Below are 21,522 nucleotides of genomic sequence, written 5' to 3' on the forward strand. Positions count from 1 at the left end.
GCGGCTACGCCTTATCCGGCCTACGACGGTTACTTCTTGGTATACAACGCGTCGAGTTTCTCTTCGAACTGGTAGTAATTGATGCTTTCGTACAGCTCGTTGCGCGTCTGCATAATGTCGATAACGCTCTTTTGCGTTCCTTCCTGGCGCAGCACGTTGTAAACCTTTTCCGCAGCGCGGTTCATGGCGCGGAAGGCCGACAGTGGATACAGCGCCATCGCGACGTTCGCGCTGCGCAGTTCATCGGTGGTGAACAGTGGCGTAGCACCAAATTCGGTAATGTTGGCGAGGATCGGCACCTGTACCGCATCGGCAAACTGACGGTACATGGCAAGCTCGGTAATGGCTTCCGGGAACAACATATCCGCGCCTGCTTCGACGTACGCCTGGGCACGATCGATGGCGGCCTCTAACCCTTCCACCGCCAATGCATCGGTCCGTGCCATGATCACAAAGTTGGGATCGGTACGCGCATCCACGGCGGCGCGGATCCTGTCGACCATCTCTTCTTTCGAGACGATCGCCTTGTTCGGGCGATGACCGCAGCGTTTGGCACCGATCTGATCTTCAATATGCAGCGCGGCGGCACCGGCTTTGGAAATCGACTTCACGGTCCGCGCCACGTTGAAAGCTGACGATCCAAAACCGATATCCGCATCCACCAGCAATGGCAGCGGGCAAACATCAGTAATGCGGCGAATATCGGTTAGCACATCATCAAGGGTAGAAATACCGAGATCCGGCAGACCCAGAGACCCAGCCGCGACGCCGCCGCCGGAGAGATAAATCGCCTGATATCCGGCGCGTTGGGCCAGCAGAGCGTGGTTGGCGTTGATGGTGCCAACGATTTGTAATGGGTTTTCTTTGCTGAGCGCGGCGCGAAACGCCTGCCCTGGGGAGTGTAGAGACATATCCCGTCCTTTGTTATCAACTTGTTATCATTAGTTGATTTATTTAAAGCAAGGGATATGCCAAAGACCTTAATTTTTAATTAATTTATATATTTACCTTTAAAAACAATATATTAAATTAAATCTTTGTATCTTTGTTGCACAAAAGCGTGTCAGCTATCGTTTCATGAAACGTTCCTTCACGTTTCATTGCAACATTCATGAAACACAACTAAACCCTAATACTCGGTGCCTTACTTTTTAGGATGGTTATGGCTGATACGCATCTTCCGCCGCGGGTGAACGACGACAAACCGGTTATCTGGACCGTTTCGGTCACGCGCCTGTTCGAACTGTTTCGCGACATCAGCCTGGAGTTCGACCACCTGGCAACCATCACCCCTATTCAGCTTGGTTTTGAAAAAGCGGTGACGTATATCCGCAAGAAGTTAGCCACCGAGCGTTGTGATGCCATCATTGCCGCGGGTTCCAACGGGGCGTATCTGAAAAGCCGTTTATCGATTCCGGTGATCCTGATTAAACCCAGCGGGTTTGACGTGCTACAGGCGCTGGCCAAAGCGGGAAAGCTCACCTCGTCGATTGGCGTCATTACCTATCAGGAAACCCTCCCCGCGCTGCTCGCTTTTCAAAAAACCTTCAATTTGCAGCTTGAACAACGCAGCTATATCACGGAAGAAGATGCCCGTGGGCAAATCAACGAACTGAAAGCCAGCGGCACGCAGGCGGTCGTCGGCGCGGGGTTGATTACCGACCTGGCTGAAGAAGCAGGCATGACCGGCATCTTTATCTATTCGGCGGCCACCGTGCGCCAGGCCTTTGTCGATGCGCTCGATATGACTCGTCTGACGCTGCGCAGAAACGGTCCGTACGTTTCCGGCGATACGCTGCGCACCCGCTATGCGCTGGGGGATATGCGCGGTCACTCGGCACAGATGGAACAGGTGCGGCACACCATTATGCTTTATGCCCGTTCACGTGCGCCGGTGCTGATTCAGGGCGAAACCGGCACGGGCAAAGAGCTGGCGGCGCAGGCAATTCATCGTGAGTTTTTCACCCGTCAGGAGAACCGGCGCGGTAAACCTTCGCCGCCGTTTGTTGCTGTCAACTGCGGGGCAATCACCGAATCATTACTGGAAGCGGAACTGTTCGGCTATGAGGATGGTGCCTTTACTGGCTCCCGTCGGGGAGGACGCGCGGGCCTGTTTGAAATCGCCCACGGCGGAACGCTGTTTCTTGATGAGATAGGCGAAATGCCGCTGCCGTTACAAACCCGACTGCTGCGCGTGCTGGAAGAAAAAGAGGTCACCCGTGTCGGTGGACATCAGCCGATTCCGGTCGATGTACGGGTGATTAGCGCCACCCACTGTCATCTGGAGCAGGAGATAAAACAGGGAGAATTTCGCACCGATCTGTTTTATCGCCTGAGTATTTTGCGCCTCACGCTACCGCCGCTACGCGAGCGATTGCCCGATATCCTGCCGCTGGCGGAAGGCTTTTTAAAACAGTCGCTGGCGGAACTGGAGGTGCCGTTTTCTGAACCTGTGCGCAAGGGGCTGGGTCTGAGTCAACCGACGTTACTGAATTATGGCTGGCCTGGGAATATCCGTGAACTGCGTAATATGATGGAGCGCCTGGCGCTGTTTTTAAGCGTCGAGCCGCAGCCGGAGCTGAACGTACAATTCCTGCAGCAGCTGTTACCGGAACTGGCCGTTGCTGCTGACGCGCCGCAGGTATCCTCATCGCTGACGCCGCAGCAGGTGCTGGCGCAATTCAATGGCGATAAAACCGCGGCTGCACGATATCTCGGGGTAAGTCGAACCACCTTCTGGCGCAGATTAAAAGAAAACCCGCCGATACAATGACCGGCGGGTATCGCGATTTTTACAGTAGCGTATTATTTTTTCTTGTAGATATTGGCTGTGCCATGGATTTTATTATCCGTTTGACCGGAGGTTAATACCACCACATCGGCCCCTTTCTCTTCTGCTTTCTTCAGCAGCTCTTCTTTAGCGTCTGAGACAGAAACTTCATTACTCGTTGAGATATCACCGATTTTTGTGTACTGCGACTCAACCTTTTCAAATTCAAGTTTTGTCATAAATTCCGCGGCATATGCGTTGGTCACGACAAAAGCTAATGCACCAATAAGTACTTTAATTCCAGTTTTCATAGACCAGCTCCAGGTTTTGTTATTACGCCATCATCGATCCCTGAACATTACATAACGCGATTCAAGGATGATTAATAACTAGTCCAGCCTGGATAAAAAATCCACATTCAGCAGGAATATATAGAGATTTTGCGGCGCAGAAAAAACCGGTCACCGGGTAGCAGCGCGTCAACCTGTTCAAAGTTTCAATAGCCAGTGTGAGTTGATCCTCAGAACAGGCAGCGCACTGAAATTATAGTGTTAACTTTATGAGAATCTGAGGAATTGTTGTCTATGGAACCTCTGCACGCCGTCGTACTCACCGTCAGCCTGTTTGTTTTAACTTTTTTTAACCCCGGCGCGAACCTGTTTGTGGTGGTGCAAACCAGCCTGGCGTCAGGGCGACGCGCGGGCGTGATAACCGGTCTGGGCGTCGCCTTAGGCGATGCGTTCTACTCCGGCCTCGGGCTCTTTGGCATGGCGACGCTTATCACTCAGTGTGAACAGATTTTTTCGTTGATTAAGATTGTCGGCGGCGCCTATCTGCTGTGGTTCGCCTGGAACAGCATCCGGCATCAGGCTACACCGCAAATGCCAACGCTACAGCAGCCGCTTTCCGCCCCCTGGTATGTGTTTTTCCGCCGTGGGTTATTAACGGATTTATCTAATCCGCAAACCGTGCTGTTTTTTATTAGTATCTTCTCGGTCACCTTAAGCGCAGACACGCCAACGTGGGCCAGGTTGATGGCCTGGGCCGGCATTGTGTTGTCTTCCGTTATCTGGCGTATTTTTCTCAGCCAGGCGTTTTCGTTGCCCGCCGTGCGCCGTGCGTATGGCCGAATCCAACGGGTTGCCAGCCGGGTGATTGGCGCCATTATTGGTGTCTTCGCGCTCAGGCTTATTTATGAAGGTATTAGCCATCGATAAGAGAGTTTAACTTGACCATCGTGAGGTAATTGTCCGTAATACCGCCTGAATTTTTAATCGCACGTTGAGTGGCAGTAAGATGGAACAGGTTGAACCGGTAAACGACACATTACTCCTTACAGAATGGCAGGCGCTGTTACGTCAAACATCACCTGAAGTTCACACGCTCCTGACATCGTTAAGCGATGAAGAGATCCGCCATTTAGTAACCGTTTTTTATGACTATATGCTCTCCCATGCGGAGAGCGCATTGTTCCTCAATACAGAACAGGTCAGTACCCGCCTCAGCGGCAGCATGTTTGACTGGCTGCTCAGCGTACTTGGCAGCGCCCACGAAGATCTCTCACAACTGCTGGCCAAACAGCGCAAAATTGGTGTGGTGCATGCCCGTATCGGCCTGCCCATCGATCTGGTAAACCGCGGCGCGCGCAAGCTGAAAGATGAGCTGTACAGGGTGTTAAAAACAAAGGCGGATTCCACTCCCGCCTTGCTGAGCGATGCTATCTGTTTCAGCAGTCTGGCAATGGATACTGCGCTGGAGGCCATGACGGTCTCCTATTCCCCCAGTTTTCAAAACTCTATGCACACGCAGGAGCAGTACCGTCTACAGACTATTTACGATGACGTTAACGTCGAGCGCGAGCGGCAAATCCGTTCGTTTACCGACTGGGAAAACCAGTTTATTTATAACATCGCCACCGGAATGCCTTTCGGTGAGATGGTGTTTCTGGCGAATTCTGACTTCGGTATGTGGTTATCACATAAGGGAAAACATATCCTCGGCAACAGCAATCTGCTGAATAAGATGGAATCACTGATTGCAGAGATCGACAGTCGTCTGACAACAACCCTGTCGCATCAGCATCAGCCGACAGAACCCGAGCGGATGAGCTTATTGCAGGATGTACGCCAGCTATCGGCAAAAATCCATTTCCTGCTCGCCTCAATGTTCGACGCGCTGGTTAAGCAGGAAAATGGTAAAGATTCGCTGACCCAGTTGCTTAATCGCCGCTTTATTCCGACCATCATGCGGCGCGAGATCTCGCTGGCGTTACATACGCGTAAGCCTTTTACCCTGGCGATGCTGGATATCGACTACTTCAAGCAAATTAACGATAACTTCGGGCATAATACTGGCGATCTGACGCTCAAAAACGTCGCGGCGGTCATTTACGATCATATCCGCAGCAGCGATTATGTGTTCCGCTACGGTGGCGAAGAATTTATGATTCTGCTCGTCGAGTCAGATGAAACACAGGCCAGTATTATTCTGGAAACGCTGCGTATGAAAATTGCCGAGATGCGCATGGCAGCCTCAGCGACAGAAACGTTTTCTATTACCGTCAGTATTGGTATTGCCGAATATGACTATCATCCCGACTATAAACAGTTGGTTGATAAAGCCGATCGCGCACTTTATCTGGCGAAAAGTAATGGCCGCGACCGCGTTGAGGTTTATCAGGAATAACCGTTGCCCTGCAGAGAAATAAATACCCCGTTCAGGGTATTTATCTGACCTGTGATAAATATCGGGCTGTTATTATTTTTCAGGCATATTGGCATGAAGAAAATAACAGCCGCGTAATAAGATGCAAATCAAATACACCAAATCTGAATAGCGCTAGCATATCCCGGTGATGACGCCTTCTGAATGCAGAAGGGGAAATATGAGGGATACTATAAAACCATGAACGGGAAGATGAGAACGCGCTGGCAGCGCCGCCCAGGCACGACCGGGGGTAAACTGCCGTGGAATGACTGGCGCAACGCCAGCAGCTGGCGAAAAGCCACCCAGTTTCTCCTGCTGGCTATCAATATTTATATTGGCGTGGCGTTCTGGTATTGGGTCCGCTATTTCGAAACCGCCGGCACCAGCGTTTATATTCCAAGGCCCGGCGGTATTGAGGGATGGCTGCCGATAGCGGGTTTGATGAATTTCCGCTATACGCTAGAGACCGGTTTTCTTCCGCCCATCCATGCCGCCTCTATGCTGCTGTTAGTTGCGTTTATCCTGATTAGCCTGTTGTTAAAAAAAGCCTTCTGTTCATGGTTATGCCCGGTGGGGACGCTTTCCGAACTGCTCGGTAATCTGGGGAGAAAATTATTCGGTCGTAACTTTACGCTACCGCGCTGGCTGGATATCCCGCTGCTCAGCCTGAAGTATCTGCTGCTGAGTTTCTTCTTGTATATCGCCCTGTCGATGCCCGCCCAGGGGATTCAGTACTTTCTGACGTCAGCCTATGGAATCATCATCGATGTGAAGATGCTCGATTTCTTTCGCCATATTGGCTCCGCCACGCTCATCTCCGTGGTCGTTATCAGCCTCCTGAGCCTGTTTATTCGCAATGCCTGGTGTCGTTATCTGTGTCCTTACGGCGCACTGCTTGGTCTGTTCTCGCTGTTCTCGCCGTTTAAAATCCGCCGCAACGCCGACAGTTGCATTGATTGCGGGAAATGCGCGAAAAATTGCCCATCGAAAATCCCGGTCGACAGACTGATTCAGGTGCGTACTGTGGAATGCACTGGCTGCATGACCTGTGTTGAATCCTGCCCGGTGGCTTCAACATTGAGCTTTTCCCTGCAGACACCGCCGGGTGCAAAAGGCAGCGGTAAAGCGTTATGGCGACAAACGGCACTGTCGGGTATTGCCATGACAATACTGGTGCTGGGGATTCTGTTTGCCACCATTGGTTACGCGGTTTATGCCAACGTCTGGGATACGCCGGTGCCGGATCACCTGTATTTCCAGTTGATCCCGAAAGCAAAAATGATCGGCCATTAATTCTTTACCAGTATGTTCAAAACCCCTGCCAATTCTGGCAGGGTTTCCTGCCTGTAACGCCATTTTAAGACTATTGCACTTGTGTCATCGTGCCCCCGTTTATACAACCTTAAATATCACCCGTAATCATTTTTTTATTATGTTATGGGCGACTGGGACCACAATAATGAACGGGATAACATCATGACTAAAATAAAACTGGCGCTGCTTTTACCTCTGTTTCTGGCGGGTTGTACGGTAAGCGATGGAGAATTAAGAAACGCTTACGCTCAGCGTTATCAGCAGCCCGCCGCTTATGTCGATATCTATAAACAGAAAATAGCAGGCATGGATATTAATGCGCTGGCCCAATATGCCGCAGCAGAAGATAAGAAAAAAATGCGTGGGCAGCCAAGACTTAAAATCGACGAATTCATTACCATTGAAAATGTGCAGGCGAAAGGAAATCGGGTGGTCTACGATTACTCGCTGTCCGAGAGCTGGCTGGCGCTGTCCGCAGATAAACAGCGTGAAAAGCAGACCAATATGAATAAAGACCTGATCTACCGTACCTGCTCGCTGGAAACGGTACGTCTGGCGCAGGCGAAAGGGTTGGAAGAAGAGCATAACTATTACAGCCAGTACCCAGACAAAGTCGCCTTTACCCTGAGAACCAGCGCGCAGATTTGTATGCAAAACGGTTTTACACAATAACCGCAATCCCCCAGCCTGATGGCGCTGCGCTTATCAGGCCTACAATTTGCACGCAACTGTAGGCTTGATAAGGCGCCAGCGCCGCCATCCGGTTAAAAAACGATACTCAGAACTTCCATGAAACGCTGCCGACAATGCTGCGCTCGGCGCCGAAGTAGCAGTATGAGAGCGAATTACAAGCCGCAACGTAGCGCTTGTCAGTCAGGTTGTTGACGTTCAACTGAGCGCTCAACCCTTTAATACCGATATTCGTTAAGTCGTAGCCAATTGCCATATCCACCAGCGTGTAGGACGGCAGAGTGTGAGTATTCAGGCGATCGCTGGCAATACCGTTGACATAACGCACGCCTGAGCCCAGCGTCAGGCCATCCAGCGGACCGCTTTTCACATCGTAGCTCAGCCAGGTACTGGCCTGGTTACGCGGTGCGTACACTGCGCGCTTACCCTGCTCTTCCGGGCTGCTTTTCTTATAGCGAATGTCGGTATAGGTATACGCCGCCTGCAGACGGAAGCTCTCCGTCAGTTGGCTAATGGCCTCCAGCTCCACCCCTTCAGACTCAATTTCCCCAATCGAGCGGTACGGATCGGTCGGCTCTTCTTTGGTGGCAATATTCGTCTGATTGATACGGAATACCGACGCGCTAAACTGACTGTTGAGTCCTTCCGGCTCATATTTCAGCCCGGCTTCCCACTGCTTGCCTTTCATCGGATCCAGCAGATTGCCGTTCTCATCGGCAAAGCTGGTTGGCGTAAAGGCGGTGGAATAACTCACATACGGCGCAAAGCCGTTATCGAACAAATAGAGCAGCGCAGCACGGGTGCTGAAGTTGTTTTTGTCCAGATCGCTACGGGTATCGTTGATCTTATCAATGTTAGAAACGCTGACCTGATCGTAGCGACCGCCGAGCGTAATACGCCAGCGATCCCATGACATCTGATCCTGCAAATAGTAGCCTGTCTGGCGCAGCTTGTGCTTCTCACGCGCATACATGTTGATGTAATCAGGCTGCGCGCCGTATACCGGGTTAAAGGCGTCAATCGGCGGGAATGCACCGTAGTAACCGGTGGTATTGTTGCTGCGATCCTGATAGTCGATCCCCACCAGCACACGGTGGTTGACCTGCCAGGTATCAAAGCTGCCGTCGAGTTGGTTATCCAGCGTAATCGCTGACATTTTTTCATCGGAGCCGGAGTAGCCGCGGTTAAGCTCGGTTTCATTCAGCCAGCCCGCCGCATACACCTGATTCAGCTCAACGTCGGTATGCAGGTAGCGCAGTTTTTGCCGCACCGACCAGCCGTTATCAAACAGGTGCTCAACGTTGTAGCCCACCATGTTTTCACGGCGATCGTATTTGTCGTAATCATCCTCGCCTTCGTAAAAGGTGTTGGAGATCTTTTGCCCGTAATGTGGAACCACGGTGCCGTCATACGGCAGACCGGAGTGGCTTCCGCCTTCCGGGTCACGGTGCAGATAAGCCATCAGATCCAGACGCGTCTGGTCGGTGATGCGCCAGGTCAGGCTGGGCATCAGCGCATAACGTTCTTCCTTCAATGGACCAAACTGCGAGTCTGCGTAACGCGTCATTCCACTCAGTCGTGCCGCCACGCGATCGTTATCATCCAGCGCCCCGGTGACGTCAAACGCCGCGCCGCGCTGGTTATTGTTGCCAGCAAACAGTTTCACTTCTCCGCCAGCATCAAACGACGGCTTACGTGATGTCAGCGCGACAATACCGCCCGGAGAAGAACGGCCATACAGTACGGAAGCCGGGCCGCGTACCACTTCTATATCTTCGAGGAACCACGGATCAACCACCAGCGAGCTGTGTGAGTTGGTGTCCCCCATCATCTTCAGGCCATCGAGATAGACGTTGTCCAGGCTACCATCCGAGAAACCACGCAGCACAATATAGTCAAAGCGGTTGGAGGCACCAATCTGATTGCTGTACACCCCCGGCGTATAGCTTACGGCCTGGCGCACGCTGGTGGCGCCCTGCTCTTCAAACTGTTCACGGGTAATGATCGATACCGACTGAGGCGTTTCAAGATCCGGCGTGGCGAGCTTCGTGGCCCCGCTTTGCATTTGCGAGGTGACAACCACCGTATCGTTTTTTGTTGTTTCCTGCGCCAGCAGAGGAAAAGCCACGCTACCGGTCACCCATCCCACCAATAGCGCCAACCGAGTCTTCGCGAACATGAATATCTCCAAAGGCATGTCTAATTGTAAGTGAGAATTATTACCTTTTTGCTAACGGAGATAGCTATGCAGGATGCCAGGTTGCCTATGCGCAGTGCCAAATTGTCGGGAAGGCACGTGCGCAAAACGTAAAAATGGATTAGCAAAGTTTGAGCACATCGCCAGGCGAAAAGCCGTAACGACGCCGAAATGCGGTGGAGAAGTTGGTAGCATGTTGATAACCCGACATCCAGGCCGCCTGCTGTACGCTGTATCCTTCCAGTAAATAGCCGCGCGCGCGTTCCAGACGGCAATCACGCAGGTAGTCAAAGACGGAACAGCCATAGGCCGCACGGAACTTGCTGCGCAGGCTGCTGGGGCTCATCGCCGCGCGTTGGGCCAGGGCATTGAGGGTGTAGTCATTCTCGGGACTCTGCTCCAGAAGACGACGAACGACCTCCAGCCGCTGCTGTTCACCGCTTGCCGCAAGCCGCTTGCCACTCTCAACCTGACACACGCTGAGGCCATGGCCGAACAGTTGTAATATCAGCCCTTCCAGCATCAGTTGGCGAGAAACATGACCGATCGTGCTCCGCTGCGCATACTGCAGGCCGCTGAGTAAAAATCCCGGCACCTGCCAGATAAGCGTCGGCGTTTCGCATCTTTCCCACTCACGCATCAACGATTCGAGCAACCCCGTGCGCCACGCGCCGTCGGGATACAGACCGAGCGATAACGTGCGCAGTTTGCAGTCAGCATGATGGCGGGCACGCATCGTCTGATGCTCGCTCAGGCGTGAGCTAAACGCCATCCCGGAACGCACCACATGCTCCTGCCCGTTGAGCGTCAGGATGACGCAGCCTTCCAGAACCACCAGCATATACAGAGGACTGCTGTGGCGGGAGGTGGTTTCGTAGGGTTGTAGCACCTGCACATCAGAGTGCGTGACACACATCCCGCAGGGGAGAGTCATCTCCTCAACCTCCCCCTGCAGAACGGGGCTGCAAGACGACAAATCCGGCTTTTGCGCCAGCAGGGGAAAGCGGTAATCGATCCCGTAACGCTCACCAAAATCCATAAACTCGCTGACGGAGAAGGTGCGGGCTACGCGTCTGGACGTATTCAGGGCGGTGGTGTTGTTCATGCTGTCTTCTGCACAGGAAATGGGATTAACGGTTGATAACTGAAGCAACATTACCATTACCTGTACAACACAACAATAATAATGAGAATTATTATCAACATGACGTATGCGATTTCAAATCGCGCTGGAGAACGTCATTCCCGATATTTTTCTCGCGCAGCTCATCAGGCAACATTGACACCTGATGAACTGCGGTCTGTGAGCCGTGTGCAGCTCAACCTTTCTCACTGTCATAAACGGGCACGTCAAACGCACCACGATACCCGCCGAGTTTGTACTCTACTTATTATGCTGAATTTCAGGCTGGTTTTCTTCCACCTGGAACACCGCCACAGCCTGGGATAGCATTGCCGACTGCTCTTCCACACTGCCTGTCGTGGCGGCAATCTCCTCAACCAGCGAGGCGTTTTGCTGAGTCACTTGCTCCATTTGCGTTACCGCAACCCGGATCTGTTCGATGCCGCGACTCTGTTCCCCTGAGGCTCCAGAGATATCTTCCATTAAGACATTAATGTTGCGTATTGCCTTCGCAATATCCGCCATCATGGCGCCACTGTTTTCGGCTATCTCTACCCCTTCCTTAACGCTAATTGCCGCTTTGGCAACCAGTTCACTGATTTCTTTCGCCGAGGAGGCGCTGCGCTGAGCAAGCGTTCGGACTTCACTCGCCACAACGGCAAACCCACGCCCGGACTCACCAGCGCGTGCGGCTTCCACCGCCGCGTTTAATGCCAGGATATTGGTTTGAAAAGCAATACTATCAATAACATTGGATATTTCGTTCACGCCTTGCGCATTACGGCTGATCAGGTGAATTTTCTCAACCATATCACTCATTAAACGCTCGCCACGCAATGCCATTTCCGTGCTTTCGCTGGTCATGACGGATGCCTGATGTGACTTATCAGTATTATTTTTTGTTGTGACTGAAATCTGCTCCATACTGGCCGCCGTTTCAACGACTGCCGCAGCCTGCTGTTCCGTTCTGGTTGATAAATCGGAATTACCGGAAGCAATTTCCTGCATACCGATATTAATAGACTCAACGCCATCGCGAATAGTGCTGACAGTCTCCCGCAGGCCTTTTTGCATATTATGCAAATTTAAGCACAGTACGCCGATTTCATTGTTACCCGACACCTTAACAGGATGGCTGAGATCGCCTTTACCAATCCGCGCAAAATGCTCAGAAACGATTTTTAAAGGCTGAATGATGGTCCGGTTCAACCAGAAATTACAGATAAAGAAGATAAGTACCGTAATGACCAGGATCACGGATACTTTCAGGATCGAGGTATTAAACTGAACGTGTGTTTGTGCAACGATCTTCTCACCAATCAGCATTGTTGATTTGTAATAATTCGTCACTTCGTTATCGAAATTTTTGCGAGCCGCGAGCAGTTCCGCATTAGCATTTTCTTGCGCATTAATAATACTGTTGCTGGAAAGCGTCTGATTTAATGTATCAATAGACTTTTGCTCAGCATTCATTTGTTGCTCAAAAGCCGTTCTGATGACTTTACCGATTTGCGGATCGTCAGCCGTCAATCCAGGAATACCCCAGAAAATATCGAACTGTTTTCTGGCATACGCCATCTGATCTTGCATTTGATTCACTGTCTGTCGGGCATCGGTCGCATTATGTTGTTGAATATTATCACGAACGCTTCTGACTTTATAAACAGCCTCAACGACCTTATGCAGGGTATCCTGCTCCTTAATGATGTTATGTAGTAATAACGTATTTTTTTGATTTCCTTTGAGATCAACTAACTCAAATCCATTGGAAAAGAACTGCATGAAGGTAAATAACAACAGCAATAATAACAGGCTGGTTTTAATTCTCATATTCTTTAACATTTAAACATCTCCATAACAATAAAAATCCTCTACGACTTAATTGTTATCGACACATCACGCAATACCTTAACCTGTAAAATGGTTAATTATTAGAAAGTTTCCGCATTCATTCTTAGGTAATAAATTAATTACTCAGGGGGACATACTGCGATAAACAGCAGCCCTGTAATATTGGCAAAAATAAGGCCAAAACTATTCAACATTAATATTATTTATGGATATAAACGGTAATGTCTTTCTGACTATCGACAGGCACCCGCACCCAGGACAACGAATCGACGGTGATCGGTGCCATTTCATTTTCTAAACGTAACAACGGCGTGCTGGCGTCTGGCACACCTGTACTTTCAGTTATCTCGAGAACGCCCCGAAAAGAAATGGACACACTGTCTGGAATATCAGACAACCTTATCCATTCGTTGGCAATCACTAACTTTCGAGTAAACATTCGCTGTCCTTGGCGCGTGGTTTCTATCCGATAAATTTACAAGTTGATCAATCTATTCTTTGCATTAACAGCACATTGTCCACATCGTCAGTTAAGCATTACTTACCAGAAGAAAATGGAAGTGATAAAACTCATTTGAAACGTGTTTTACAAATTCAGCCGGAAGGTTATGTTTAATGAACGTTAACTTTGCAAACTCAACATCGCCATATACCCGGATACAGAAGGGTTTGACAATCTCACCCTGCACGCCAAAACACGCCTGCAGCCGAGTGTCATCCATAAAAATAAAATTACCTTCTCTTACCTTAATCTTTTCATGCAGATCTCGCCATTTCTCTGGCGTAAGCAGAAAGCTTTCCCAGCCATTATTTCTCAACACCTCAATCGTATGAGTAAACTTAAAATAGTCGTTTTGCATCGATACATCGCCACTCGAAGTCGAGTATAGATATTCTATTTTAAATTTAAGTTGTGCATTGAGGCTTTTTTTCTTGCCTTCATCAATTAACCATTGAAGTTCATTGACTACGTTCCTTGAGAAGAGTTTTCTTTTTTTAGCGATGGCCAGCCATTGCATAATAAAAAGATGCTCTGACATTTTAGAATGAATCTTACGGTCCCGTATTGCGATACCAATTGCTACCAATGCACTCCAGGTAAACGCTTCCAGGTCATCCTGATAATGGTGTCGTAACGTACTAACTTTTCCTGAATCCCTTACCACTTAAACCTGCCCAAATAAATCATTATTACATGTAAATCTTGCATTATTTCATTTTAAAAAATACTACAACTAAAAACATCAAAATATGATCCAGATTAATTAATCCCTATGTAATAAAATTGCAAACTTAACACATCACTCTTATTAATCATTGATGCCCAGATGGCTCAGCGATAAATAATAAGAATTATACGATAAAGATAAAAACTAATAATACTCACAGGTTATCAATTCCACCTACTGTTAAAAATATGATCATCATAAAACTTCAAAAATTGCTGATTAGAAGAAATATCCTGATAGTTTTGACCAGGCACACCAGACAAACACCCATTTCAACGCTAAACAGCCATTAAACATCCTAATGAAATCGCATTTTATCCTCCGCTGAGCGACAGACAGCCTCACAGCAGCAGGCCAGGCTTTTTATACAGGTATCAGTAATATTAACGCTTTTAAATTTCGCCTAATTCAAAAAGCCAACATCCGGATTCAATGAACCGGAGGTTGGCTTGTCGCTGGTACGGTTAATAGAAAATACCGATGATCAGGGTGTGAGTAACGAACCCCACAATCAGCGGTACGGCGGTACGCTTCACCACATCGAATGGGGTTATTTTCGCTCCGCTGGAAACGGCAATCACGACACCGGATACCGGTGAAATGGCCCGTCCCATATGCGATGCCTGCTGCATCGGCAGGATCATGGCAACGGCGTTAGCGCCCATACTGGCGGCAATTTGCGGGATGAGCTCAACGAAGGCGAGGAATGGCGCATTCCCCGACCCCATAATGATCGCCGCGGCCAGCGTCACCAGCGCAAATACAACCGCCATGGCAAACGGCGGTAATCCCACGTGTTCGGCCATCAGAATGAGCTGATCGATCGCACCGATGACTTTAATTCCGTGAGCAAAAACCCCTGCCGCAACCAACAGTCCAACCACACCGGTAAACGCAGTGCCCATTCCTTTCAGGAAATGGCTGAAACCTTCGCAGACCGACTTTAAATCACGCACCCGCAGCCATTCAATCAGCATACAGATGGTCATTGAAATGAGGACAATGGTGATAATATTCAGGTTGATACCCCTGACGAACATTTCGGATGACCCTACTGCCATCAGTATCGGAAGCATGGGGAGCAGCGCGTAAAAAGCCGGGGATTTTCCTGAATCAGTCACTTCTGCGCTACCGATTTCCCGCGGTAACGTCCCTGCTTTACGGTCGCAATGCCGCTGCCAGAAAAAATGGCACACGCCGACAACCAGAACCGTTGCCAGCGCGGCGGGTCCCTGGTGGTAAACAACATATTCCACTACATCCATATTCACTGCTTTAGAGCCCCTGATAGCATCGATTGCCGTCGGGGTGTAAGCCACGCCAAGCGAAGTAGCAATGACCCCGGCAGCCGAGGCCGCTGAGAGCCCTAACCCCAGCATAATGGGGAACATCGTCCCCATCAGCAACACGGCAAGCCCGGTTGCAGAAGGAATGGCCAACTGCAGGAGGCTGGCGAGCAGGTAGGAGAAAAAGAGGAGCACATAGGGTGAACGCAGCGCCCGTAAGGGTTTCGTTACTACCCGCACGACCGCCTCATTTGCGCCGATATGATCCATGTAATGCGCAAATCCCATTAACGCCATGATCATCAGGCCGAGATCGGCGGCGCGCGTGCTGAAGAGATCGCGCATTACCTCGAAAGGATCGAGAAAGGAAATTCCCGTACTGGCAACCCCCTTCGGTAATACGGACCCCCATCCGGTTAACGCGGTGCAAATCATCAAGACTAAGCCCGCAATGAAGAGCACCGGTTCAGCGCGGTAACCTTTCAGAATCAGACGCGCGACCACCACGATCACCAGAAGTGCGATTAACACCTGAATCATGACTGAGCTCTCCGCTGCGCGAACTCAGTATAAGTTTCCTCAATCACCGCCACCACCACATCACTGGCGGCCCGCAGAGAACGCACCGGCAGATACTCATAAATTGAATGGAAGTTATGAGCACCGGTAAAAATATTCGGGCACGGCAATCCTTTCTGCGACAGTACCGCGCCATCATACCCGCCACGCATGGCGACAGGTGCGGGCGTTATGCCGCATTTCTGATACGCGCGGAATGCAATATCAATCGGGTAGTGAGCATCCCCCTGCAAACTGTTCAACACATTCGCGTAGCGATCGGCTAAATGACAGACCACGCTGTTTTCCCCCCACAGGGCACAGGTGCTGACGGCAAGCTGGCGAATAAACGCCATACGCGCCTTATAACCTTCTTCACTGAAATCGCGGATATCCAGCTTAAGTACCGTGCGGGCACTGTTACCCTGTAGCTGTTTTACCCAGTAATACCCTTCGCGCCCTTCCGTATATTCAGGCGCTTCTCCCCCTGGGAGCATGGCAATAAACTTATGCGCCATCAGCAGCGAATTCTTTAACTTACCTTTGGCCGACATCGGGTGTGCGGACTGGCCGGTAAAGATGATTTCCGCATCGCCCGCATTCCAGTTCTCGTAAACAAACTCACCGATACCGCAGCAATCCAGGGTATAGCCAAAATCAGCACCAAACGCGGCAACATCAAAGGCTTTTGCGCCACGCAAGCCCTGTTCCTCATCCGGGACAAAACCCACTTTTACCGGCCCATGTTTTATTTCCGGGTGTGCGACCAGATACTCAAGAGCATTCATAATCGCGGCGATGGCTGCTTTATCATCAGCGCCCAACAGACTGGTCCCGTCGGTCACCAGTAGGTCATCACCGATATAATTTTTCAGTTCCGGAAATTCACTTTCGCGCAGGTAAATATTCAGCTCTTTGTTCAGGCATAAATCCCCGCCGTGATAATGCAGGCGTTGTGCTTTGGTGTCTGCGGTCTGTTCCGCACTGGTATCCAGATGACCAAAAAAAGAGACCACTGGGATCGTGTCATCGGTATTTGCAGGTAAGGTTGCCGTCACTATAGCGGTATCCCTGACCTCAATGTTTTCCATTCCTAATGCTTCAAGTTCTGCTGCAAGCAGTTTTGCCAGTTCCATTTGACCAGGAGAAGAAGGCATTATCCCATTAGCGCCGTTTTCCCTTGATGTCGTGGTATTGATTTTCGTGTAGTTAATAAAGCGTTCAACAATATCCATTCCAGGAGATCCTTTAATGTATCATTTATGAGGTACTGCGAGAGGTGTTCTGCATGCAGCGTGGAGTAAATAATCTGAGAACCAAATAAAATCAGCGCTCATCCCAGAACGCTGATTTTATGGGCATTACGACAACGATTTATATAAAGGAAGATAAAAAGGCCAGTGATTATATCTGCGATTAAAAAACTCCTTTCTGATTGATAAAATCATATTCCCTGTCTGTTTTTACTGCTATTTCCCATGGTGTTAAGCTAACAGAAGTCATAAACGGCATCCCTATACCTATGAGATAATAGAAATCATTTAGATTCCTGTACTCTGTACTGGCATAAGACATACCATCGCTATATTTTTTTAATGAACGAATACTGTATCAGCAACATGCAACCGTTTGCACCTCTCTACAAATAGCCACTTCGCGCACTAAAATCCGTGAACAAAATCACAATTACCTCAAAAGCAAAAAACTTCTATCGCGCTGAAAAAAAGGCAGTTATAAGGAAAGCTATATAATACCCACATAAACATAGCCAGAATTATACTATTCACTATGAAATAGATTCAGGCTGATACTATTTCAATATTGCCGTAGGGGTCAGTAGAGCTAAATCGTCGTAACCAATAATGTGAACATCAATAACGATAATATTAAAATTTCTATTTATGACGATAAGCTAAATAATATACAGGCAAAAAAAACCTCTCCCCCGAGAAGAGATTCAGGGCAGAGGTAATACGGGTGTTAAGGACATACTTATAGTTTTAATGATAACAGAAGCGCTTCTTGCAGGACCGAGTATACACACTTAGCCACGTTAAGAAAATTCTTAAAAACATTAAATTGCAAATTTCATTTAAAACCACAATTATGATAAAGGAGCATTTATCAAAGAATAAAATTAACCAGTAAAAAGAGTAAATCATACTAATCAATGAGGTGATAAAAAAAGAATAGCAATGCTGTATGGCTACCGATAGCGTTTCTGGCGACGCTGAAACATTAAATTAATTTAATGAATAAATGCGATTTACATAACGAGAATTAAAAAGTCATTAAATAAAAGAAATACAATTTTTCGTTACAGATCACACTTCCACTACAAGGAAGTTCCTCTACTGTTTCTTGCAGGTATGATTCAGCATGTAAATACCTTTCAACTCAACCCGAGGCTTTGATGCTGGAGAATGTAATCATCTGATAATCAGCTTCCCGACCTTTTCAGGCCGGACTGGTTATCAATGCGCCGAATTCGAATGCGGACACCGCTGTGTGTTTGCACGTTTTGCACATGATGATTAAACAGGTTTTCCAGTATGAATTTATCCCGTCAGGAACAACGTACCTTACACGTTCTCGCCAAAGGTGGCCGTATTGCTCACGTCCGCGATGCCTCTGGCCGCGTCACTTCCGTCGAATGCTATAGCCGTGAAGGGTTGCTGCTCTGCGACTGCACGCTCGAGGTGTTCAAAAAGCTCAGAACCAAGAAACTGATCAAATCCGTCAATGGTCAGCCCTACCGTATTAATACGACCGGCCTGAACAACGTTCGCGCCCAACTTGATAATCGCTAAAGGAGAGAGAGAGATGGATATCCCGAAGATTTTTACCATCAGCGAAAGCGCACATCGCATTCATAATCCGTTCACCGCAAAGAAATACGCCACGTTAGGCCAGGTTTTACGGATGGCACCGGGAACACGCATTCTGGACCTCGGCAGCGGTTCGGGTGAGATGTTGTGCACCTGGGCACGCGATCACGGTATTTCCGGCGTGGGTATCGATATGAGCCGGCTGTTCAGTGAGCAAGCCACCCTGCGGGCCAAAGAGTTGGGTGTCAATGAGCACGTGCGTTTTATTCATGCCGATGCAACAGGTTATATCGCCGAAGAAAAATTCGATATTGCCGCCTGCGTTGGTGCGACCTGGATTGCCGGCGGCGTCGCTGGAACGGTCAGACAACTGGAACAAAGTCTCAAACCAGGCGGAATTATGCTCATCGGCGAACCTTACTGGCGTCAGACGCCTGCAACGGAGAGCATCGCCCAGGCTTGCGGCGCGACTTCGGTGACCGATTTTCTTTCTCTGCCAGAGCTCGTTTCATCTTTCGACCTGCTCGGTTATGACGTGGTTGAAATGGTGCTGGCTGACCAAGAGGGTTGGGACAGATACGAGGCGGCAAAATGGCTGACGATGCGCCGTTGGCTGGAGGCAAATCCGGACGATGAATTTGCCCCGGAAGTCAGAGAGCAACTGAGGAGTTCACCAACACGCCACGTAGCCTTCACCCGGGAGTACATTGGTTGGGGCGTATTCGCACTCATACAGAGGTAATATCTACAGTCGGTATAACCAGGCAGGTTATACCGACTTTTTTCATCGCTTACTTCATTAATACTTCAACAAATTTAGCCAGCCATTGCGGATGCGCGGGCCATGCAGGCGCGGTAATCAGATTGCCATCCACGTGGGCTTGATCAATGCCGATATCTGCGTAATGCCCGCCGCTCAGACGAACTTCTGGCGCACAGGCCGGATAGGCGCTACAGGTCCGGTTTTCTAACACCCCCGCCGCCGCTAACAGCTGAGGTCCATGACAGACCGCGGCGATAGGCTTACCGGCAGCGTTGAAATCTTGCACCAGCTTAATGACATCCGGATTCAGCCGGAGATATTCCGGAGCACGTCCGCCGGGGATCAGCAGCGCGTCGTAATCGGTGGCCCGCGCCTCGGCAAAATTTGCATTCAGCGTAAAACGATGGCCCGGTTTTTCACTGTAGGTCTGCGCCCCATCAAAATCATGAATAGCGGTTTGAACGTAGTCCCCCTGACTTTTATCCGGACAGACGGCATCAACACGATGGCCCAGCATCTGCAATGCCTGAAAAGGCACCATCGTTTCATAATCTTCGACATAATCGCCGACCAGCATCAGTATCTTCTTCATTCACATCCCCCGCTCACGGTTATTAATGATGAGAAATAACGGCCATCTTTACTATAGCCCACGCATTTCACGACATTAATAAATACCGCAGGACACGCCGTCACCGGACGTCTGAAGGTGGTTGCCCCTGACGGCGTGCCCTGTTGTTAATACCTGAAGTTTCTGTCACTCCCAGGCCTGCTCAGATTTCGCGGCGTCAAACTGCGGCGGCGGCTTACGGAAACGTCCGGTCAGGTAGGCGAGATACACCAACCCCACGCCAGCCCATACCAGTCCCAGCGTCAGCGATGTCACCTCCAGGTTCACCCACAGTACGGCAACGGTGGCGGCGCCGACCATTGGCAATACCAGGTAGTGCAACTTTTCCTGCCAGGTATGCTTACGTCCTTCACGACGCCAGAAGTGGTTAAACACGGACAAATTAACGAACGTAAAGGCCACCAGTGCGCCAAAGTTAATCAACGCCGTGGCGGTTACCAGGTCAAAAAACAGGGCCGAGAGTGCCACAATCCCGACCATAATGACGTTCAGCGCGGGTGTACGCCATTTCGGATGGACATAGCCGAAGTACTTCTCCGGGAAGACGTTATCGCGGCCCATCACGTACAGCAGACGCGAAACGCTGGCATGGGACGCCAGACCTGACGCCAGCGTATTCACAAAGGTCGTACACAAGAAAATAGACTGGAACAGTTTGCCGCCGACGTACAGCGCAATCTCCGGCAGCGCCGCGTCCGGGTCTTTAAATCGGCTAATATCCGGAAAGAACAGCTGCATAAAGAACGAGGCAGCAATGAAGATCAGTCCGCCGTAAAGCGCGGTAAGGAAAATAGCTTTTGGAATGGTACGCGCGGCATCCGGTGTCTCTTCAGAGAGCGTGGTTACCGCATCAAAACCGAGAAACGAGAAGCAGACGATGGTCGCCCCGGTGATAATCGGGATCAAATGCGCATTCTGGCTGATAAACGGTTGTAGCGACCAGACGGTCCCAACCCCTTCGCCTTTGTGCAGCCCCTGCACCACGAGAACAATGAACACCACGATTATCGCGACCTGCACCAGTACAAACAGCGCATTGAAGTTCGCCACCAGATTAACGCTTTTCAAATTGGCCGCGGTGAGGATCGCTACAAACATCACTACCCAAATCCATGGCGCAACGCCCGGGAACAGCGCGGAAAGGTAAATTTTCGCCAGCAGGACGTTAATCATCGGCAGGAACAGGTAATCAAGCAGTGACGACCAGCCGACCATAAACCCCACATGCGGGTTGATCGCTTTTTGCGCATAGGTGTAGGCCGAACCGGCTTGTGGAAACTGGCGTACCAGCTTTCCGTAACTGATGGCAGTAAACAGCACGCCCGCCAGGGCCAGCAGATAGGAGGCCGGAACATGGCCATTGCTGATTCCCGAAACAATACCAAAGGTGTCAAATACCGTCATCGGTGTGAGATAGGCCAGCCCCATCACCACCACCTGCCACAGCTTGAGGGATTTACGCAACTGTGCTTTGCCCGGCTGGGCCGCGAGATCCACAGAAGAATTAGTCGACATAGCTTTCCTCCCCGCCACGGGCCCAGATCTGCGTTCGAAACGTGGGTACAGCAGACCTGGG

Annotated in this window: 18 protein-coding genes; 7 read left to right on the plus strand and 11 right to left on the minus strand. The window is 50.0% G+C overall.

The features are described 5' to 3' along the window. Window positions 1-29: 29 nt before the first annotated feature. Complete coding sequence (gene prpB, locus HV243_RS19440) at window positions 30-911, minus strand: methylisocitrate lyase (protein ID WP_016151946.1); 882 nt, start codon at window positions 909-911, stop codon at window positions 30-32. Window positions 912-1,162: 251 nt separating this feature from the next. Between prpB and prpR the strand changes: the two genes are divergently transcribed. After that, window positions 1,163-2,773 (plus strand): propionate catabolism operon regulatory protein PrpR, encoded by a 1,611-nt coding sequence (gene prpR, locus HV243_RS19445; RefSeq protein WP_046275626.1) that lies wholly within the window; start codon window positions 1,163-1,165, stop codon window positions 2,771-2,773. 32 nt (window positions 2,774-2,805) lie between these two features. Here the strand turns inward: prpR and yahO are convergent, their stop codons facing one another. Beyond that, window positions 2,806-3,081 carry a DUF1471 family periplasmic protein YahO gene (gene yahO, locus HV243_RS19450; protein ID WP_016151944.1) on the minus strand — a complete coding sequence of 92 codons (276 nt, stop codon included), beginning with the start codon at window positions 3,079-3,081 and terminating at the stop codon, window positions 2,806-2,808. A gap of 273 nt (window positions 3,082-3,354) precedes the next feature. Between yahO and HV243_RS19455 the strand changes: the two genes are divergently transcribed. From HV243_RS19455 to HV243_RS19470, 4 genes are all read left to right on the plus strand, one after another. Then, on the plus strand, window positions 3,355-3,987 hold the full coding sequence (locus HV243_RS19455; protein ID WP_053390015.1) for a LysE family transporter: 633 nt from the start codon (window positions 3,355-3,357) through the stop codon (window positions 3,985-3,987). Between the two features lie 79 nt (window positions 3,988-4,066). Beyond that, window positions 4,067-5,455, plus strand: a complete 1,389-nt coding sequence (locus HV243_RS19460) for a diguanylate cyclase (RefSeq protein WP_053390014.1) — start codon at window positions 4,067-4,069, stop codon at window positions 5,453-5,455. Between the two features lie 219 nt (window positions 5,456-5,674). Continuing rightward, the gene (locus tag HV243_RS19465) at window positions 5,675-6,769 is read left to right on the plus strand and encodes a 4Fe-4S binding protein (RefSeq protein WP_101700636.1); all 1,095 of its coding nucleotides are present in this window, start codon (window positions 5,675-5,677) and stop codon (window positions 6,767-6,769) included. A 183-nt stretch (window positions 6,770-6,952) separates the two neighbouring features. Further along, complete coding sequence (locus HV243_RS19470) at window positions 6,953-7,462, plus strand: hypothetical protein (protein ID WP_223307927.1); 510 nt, start codon at window positions 6,953-6,955, stop codon at window positions 7,460-7,462. Between the two features lie 106 nt (window positions 7,463-7,568). On the opposite strand, the gene foxA is transcribed toward HV243_RS19470, so the two are convergent. The 7 genes from foxA to pepT form a co-directional block, all read right to left on the minus strand. Beyond that, on the minus strand, window positions 7,569-9,677 hold the full coding sequence (gene foxA / locus HV243_RS19475; protein WP_088583119.1) for a ferrioxamine B receptor FoxA: 2,109 nt from the start codon (window positions 9,675-9,677) through the stop codon (window positions 7,569-7,571). 121 nt (window positions 9,678-9,798) lie between these two features. Next, on the minus strand, window positions 9,799-10,782 hold the full coding sequence (locus HV243_RS19480) for a helix-turn-helix transcriptional regulator (protein ID WP_032931274.1): 984 nt from the start codon (window positions 10,780-10,782) through the stop codon (window positions 9,799-9,801). 279 nt (window positions 10,783-11,061) lie between these two features. Then, complete coding sequence (locus HV243_RS19485) at window positions 11,062-12,642, minus strand: methyl-accepting chemotaxis protein (protein ID WP_046275630.1); 1,581 nt, start codon at window positions 12,640-12,642, stop codon at window positions 11,062-11,064. Between the two features lie 208 nt (window positions 12,643-12,850). Then, window positions 12,851-13,090: a hypothetical protein gene (locus HV243_RS19490; RefSeq protein ID WP_016151936.1), complete on the minus strand. Its 240-nt coding sequence runs from the start codon at window positions 13,088-13,090 to the stop codon at window positions 12,851-12,853. Between the two features lie 91 nt (window positions 13,091-13,181). Then, complete coding sequence (locus HV243_RS19495; RefSeq protein WP_046275632.1) at window positions 13,182-13,817, minus strand: DUF2913 family protein; 636 nt, start codon at window positions 13,815-13,817, stop codon at window positions 13,182-13,184. 527 nt (window positions 13,818-14,344) lie between these two features. Then, the gene (gene dcuC, locus HV243_RS19500) at window positions 14,345-15,706 is read right to left on the minus strand and encodes a C4-dicarboxylate transporter DcuC (protein ID WP_016151934.1); all 1,362 of its coding nucleotides are present in this window, start codon (window positions 15,704-15,706) and stop codon (window positions 14,345-14,347) included. Next, complete coding sequence (gene pepT / locus HV243_RS19505) at window positions 15,703-16,959, minus strand: peptidase T (protein WP_016155790.1); 1,257 nt, start codon at window positions 16,957-16,959, stop codon at window positions 15,703-15,705. Before pepT ends, dcuC begins: the two co-directional genes overlap by 4 nt. Window positions 16,960-18,276: 1,317 nt before the next feature. Here pepT and HV243_RS19510 point away from each other — a divergent pair. Together HV243_RS19510 and HV243_RS19515 are read left to right on the plus strand one after the other, a co-directional pair. Next, the gene (locus HV243_RS19510; RefSeq protein ID WP_016151932.1) at window positions 18,277-18,534 is read left to right on the plus strand and encodes a YjhX family toxin; all 258 of its coding nucleotides are present in this window, start codon (window positions 18,277-18,279) and stop codon (window positions 18,532-18,534) included. Between the two features lie 13 nt (window positions 18,535-18,547). Continuing rightward, a complete protein-coding gene (locus tag HV243_RS19515) occupies window positions 18,548-19,294 on the plus strand; it encodes a class I SAM-dependent methyltransferase (RefSeq protein ID WP_053389444.1) in 747 nt (248 codons plus the stop codon). 49 nt (window positions 19,295-19,343) lie between these two features. Here HV243_RS19515 and HV243_RS19520 read toward each other — a convergent pair whose 3' ends face one another. Both HV243_RS19520 and HV243_RS19525 read right to left on the minus strand, forming a co-directional pair. Beyond that, on the minus strand, window positions 19,344-19,907 hold the full coding sequence (locus HV243_RS19520) for a DJ-1/PfpI family protein (protein ID WP_016151930.1): 564 nt from the start codon (window positions 19,905-19,907) through the stop codon (window positions 19,344-19,346). A gap of 165 nt (window positions 19,908-20,072) precedes the next feature. After that, window positions 20,073-21,461 carry an APC family permease gene (locus tag HV243_RS19525; RefSeq protein ID WP_016151916.1) on the minus strand — a complete coding sequence of 463 codons (1,389 nt, stop codon included), beginning with the start codon at window positions 21,459-21,461 and terminating at the stop codon, window positions 20,073-20,075. Window positions 21,462-21,522 lie beyond the last annotated feature (61 nt).

Origin of the sequence: Citrobacter sp. RHBSTW-00599, assembly GCF_013784065.1 — a bacterium.
In the GTDB taxonomy this organism is placed as follows: domain Bacteria; phylum Pseudomonadota; class Gammaproteobacteria; order Enterobacterales; family Enterobacteriaceae; genus Citrobacter; species Citrobacter braakii.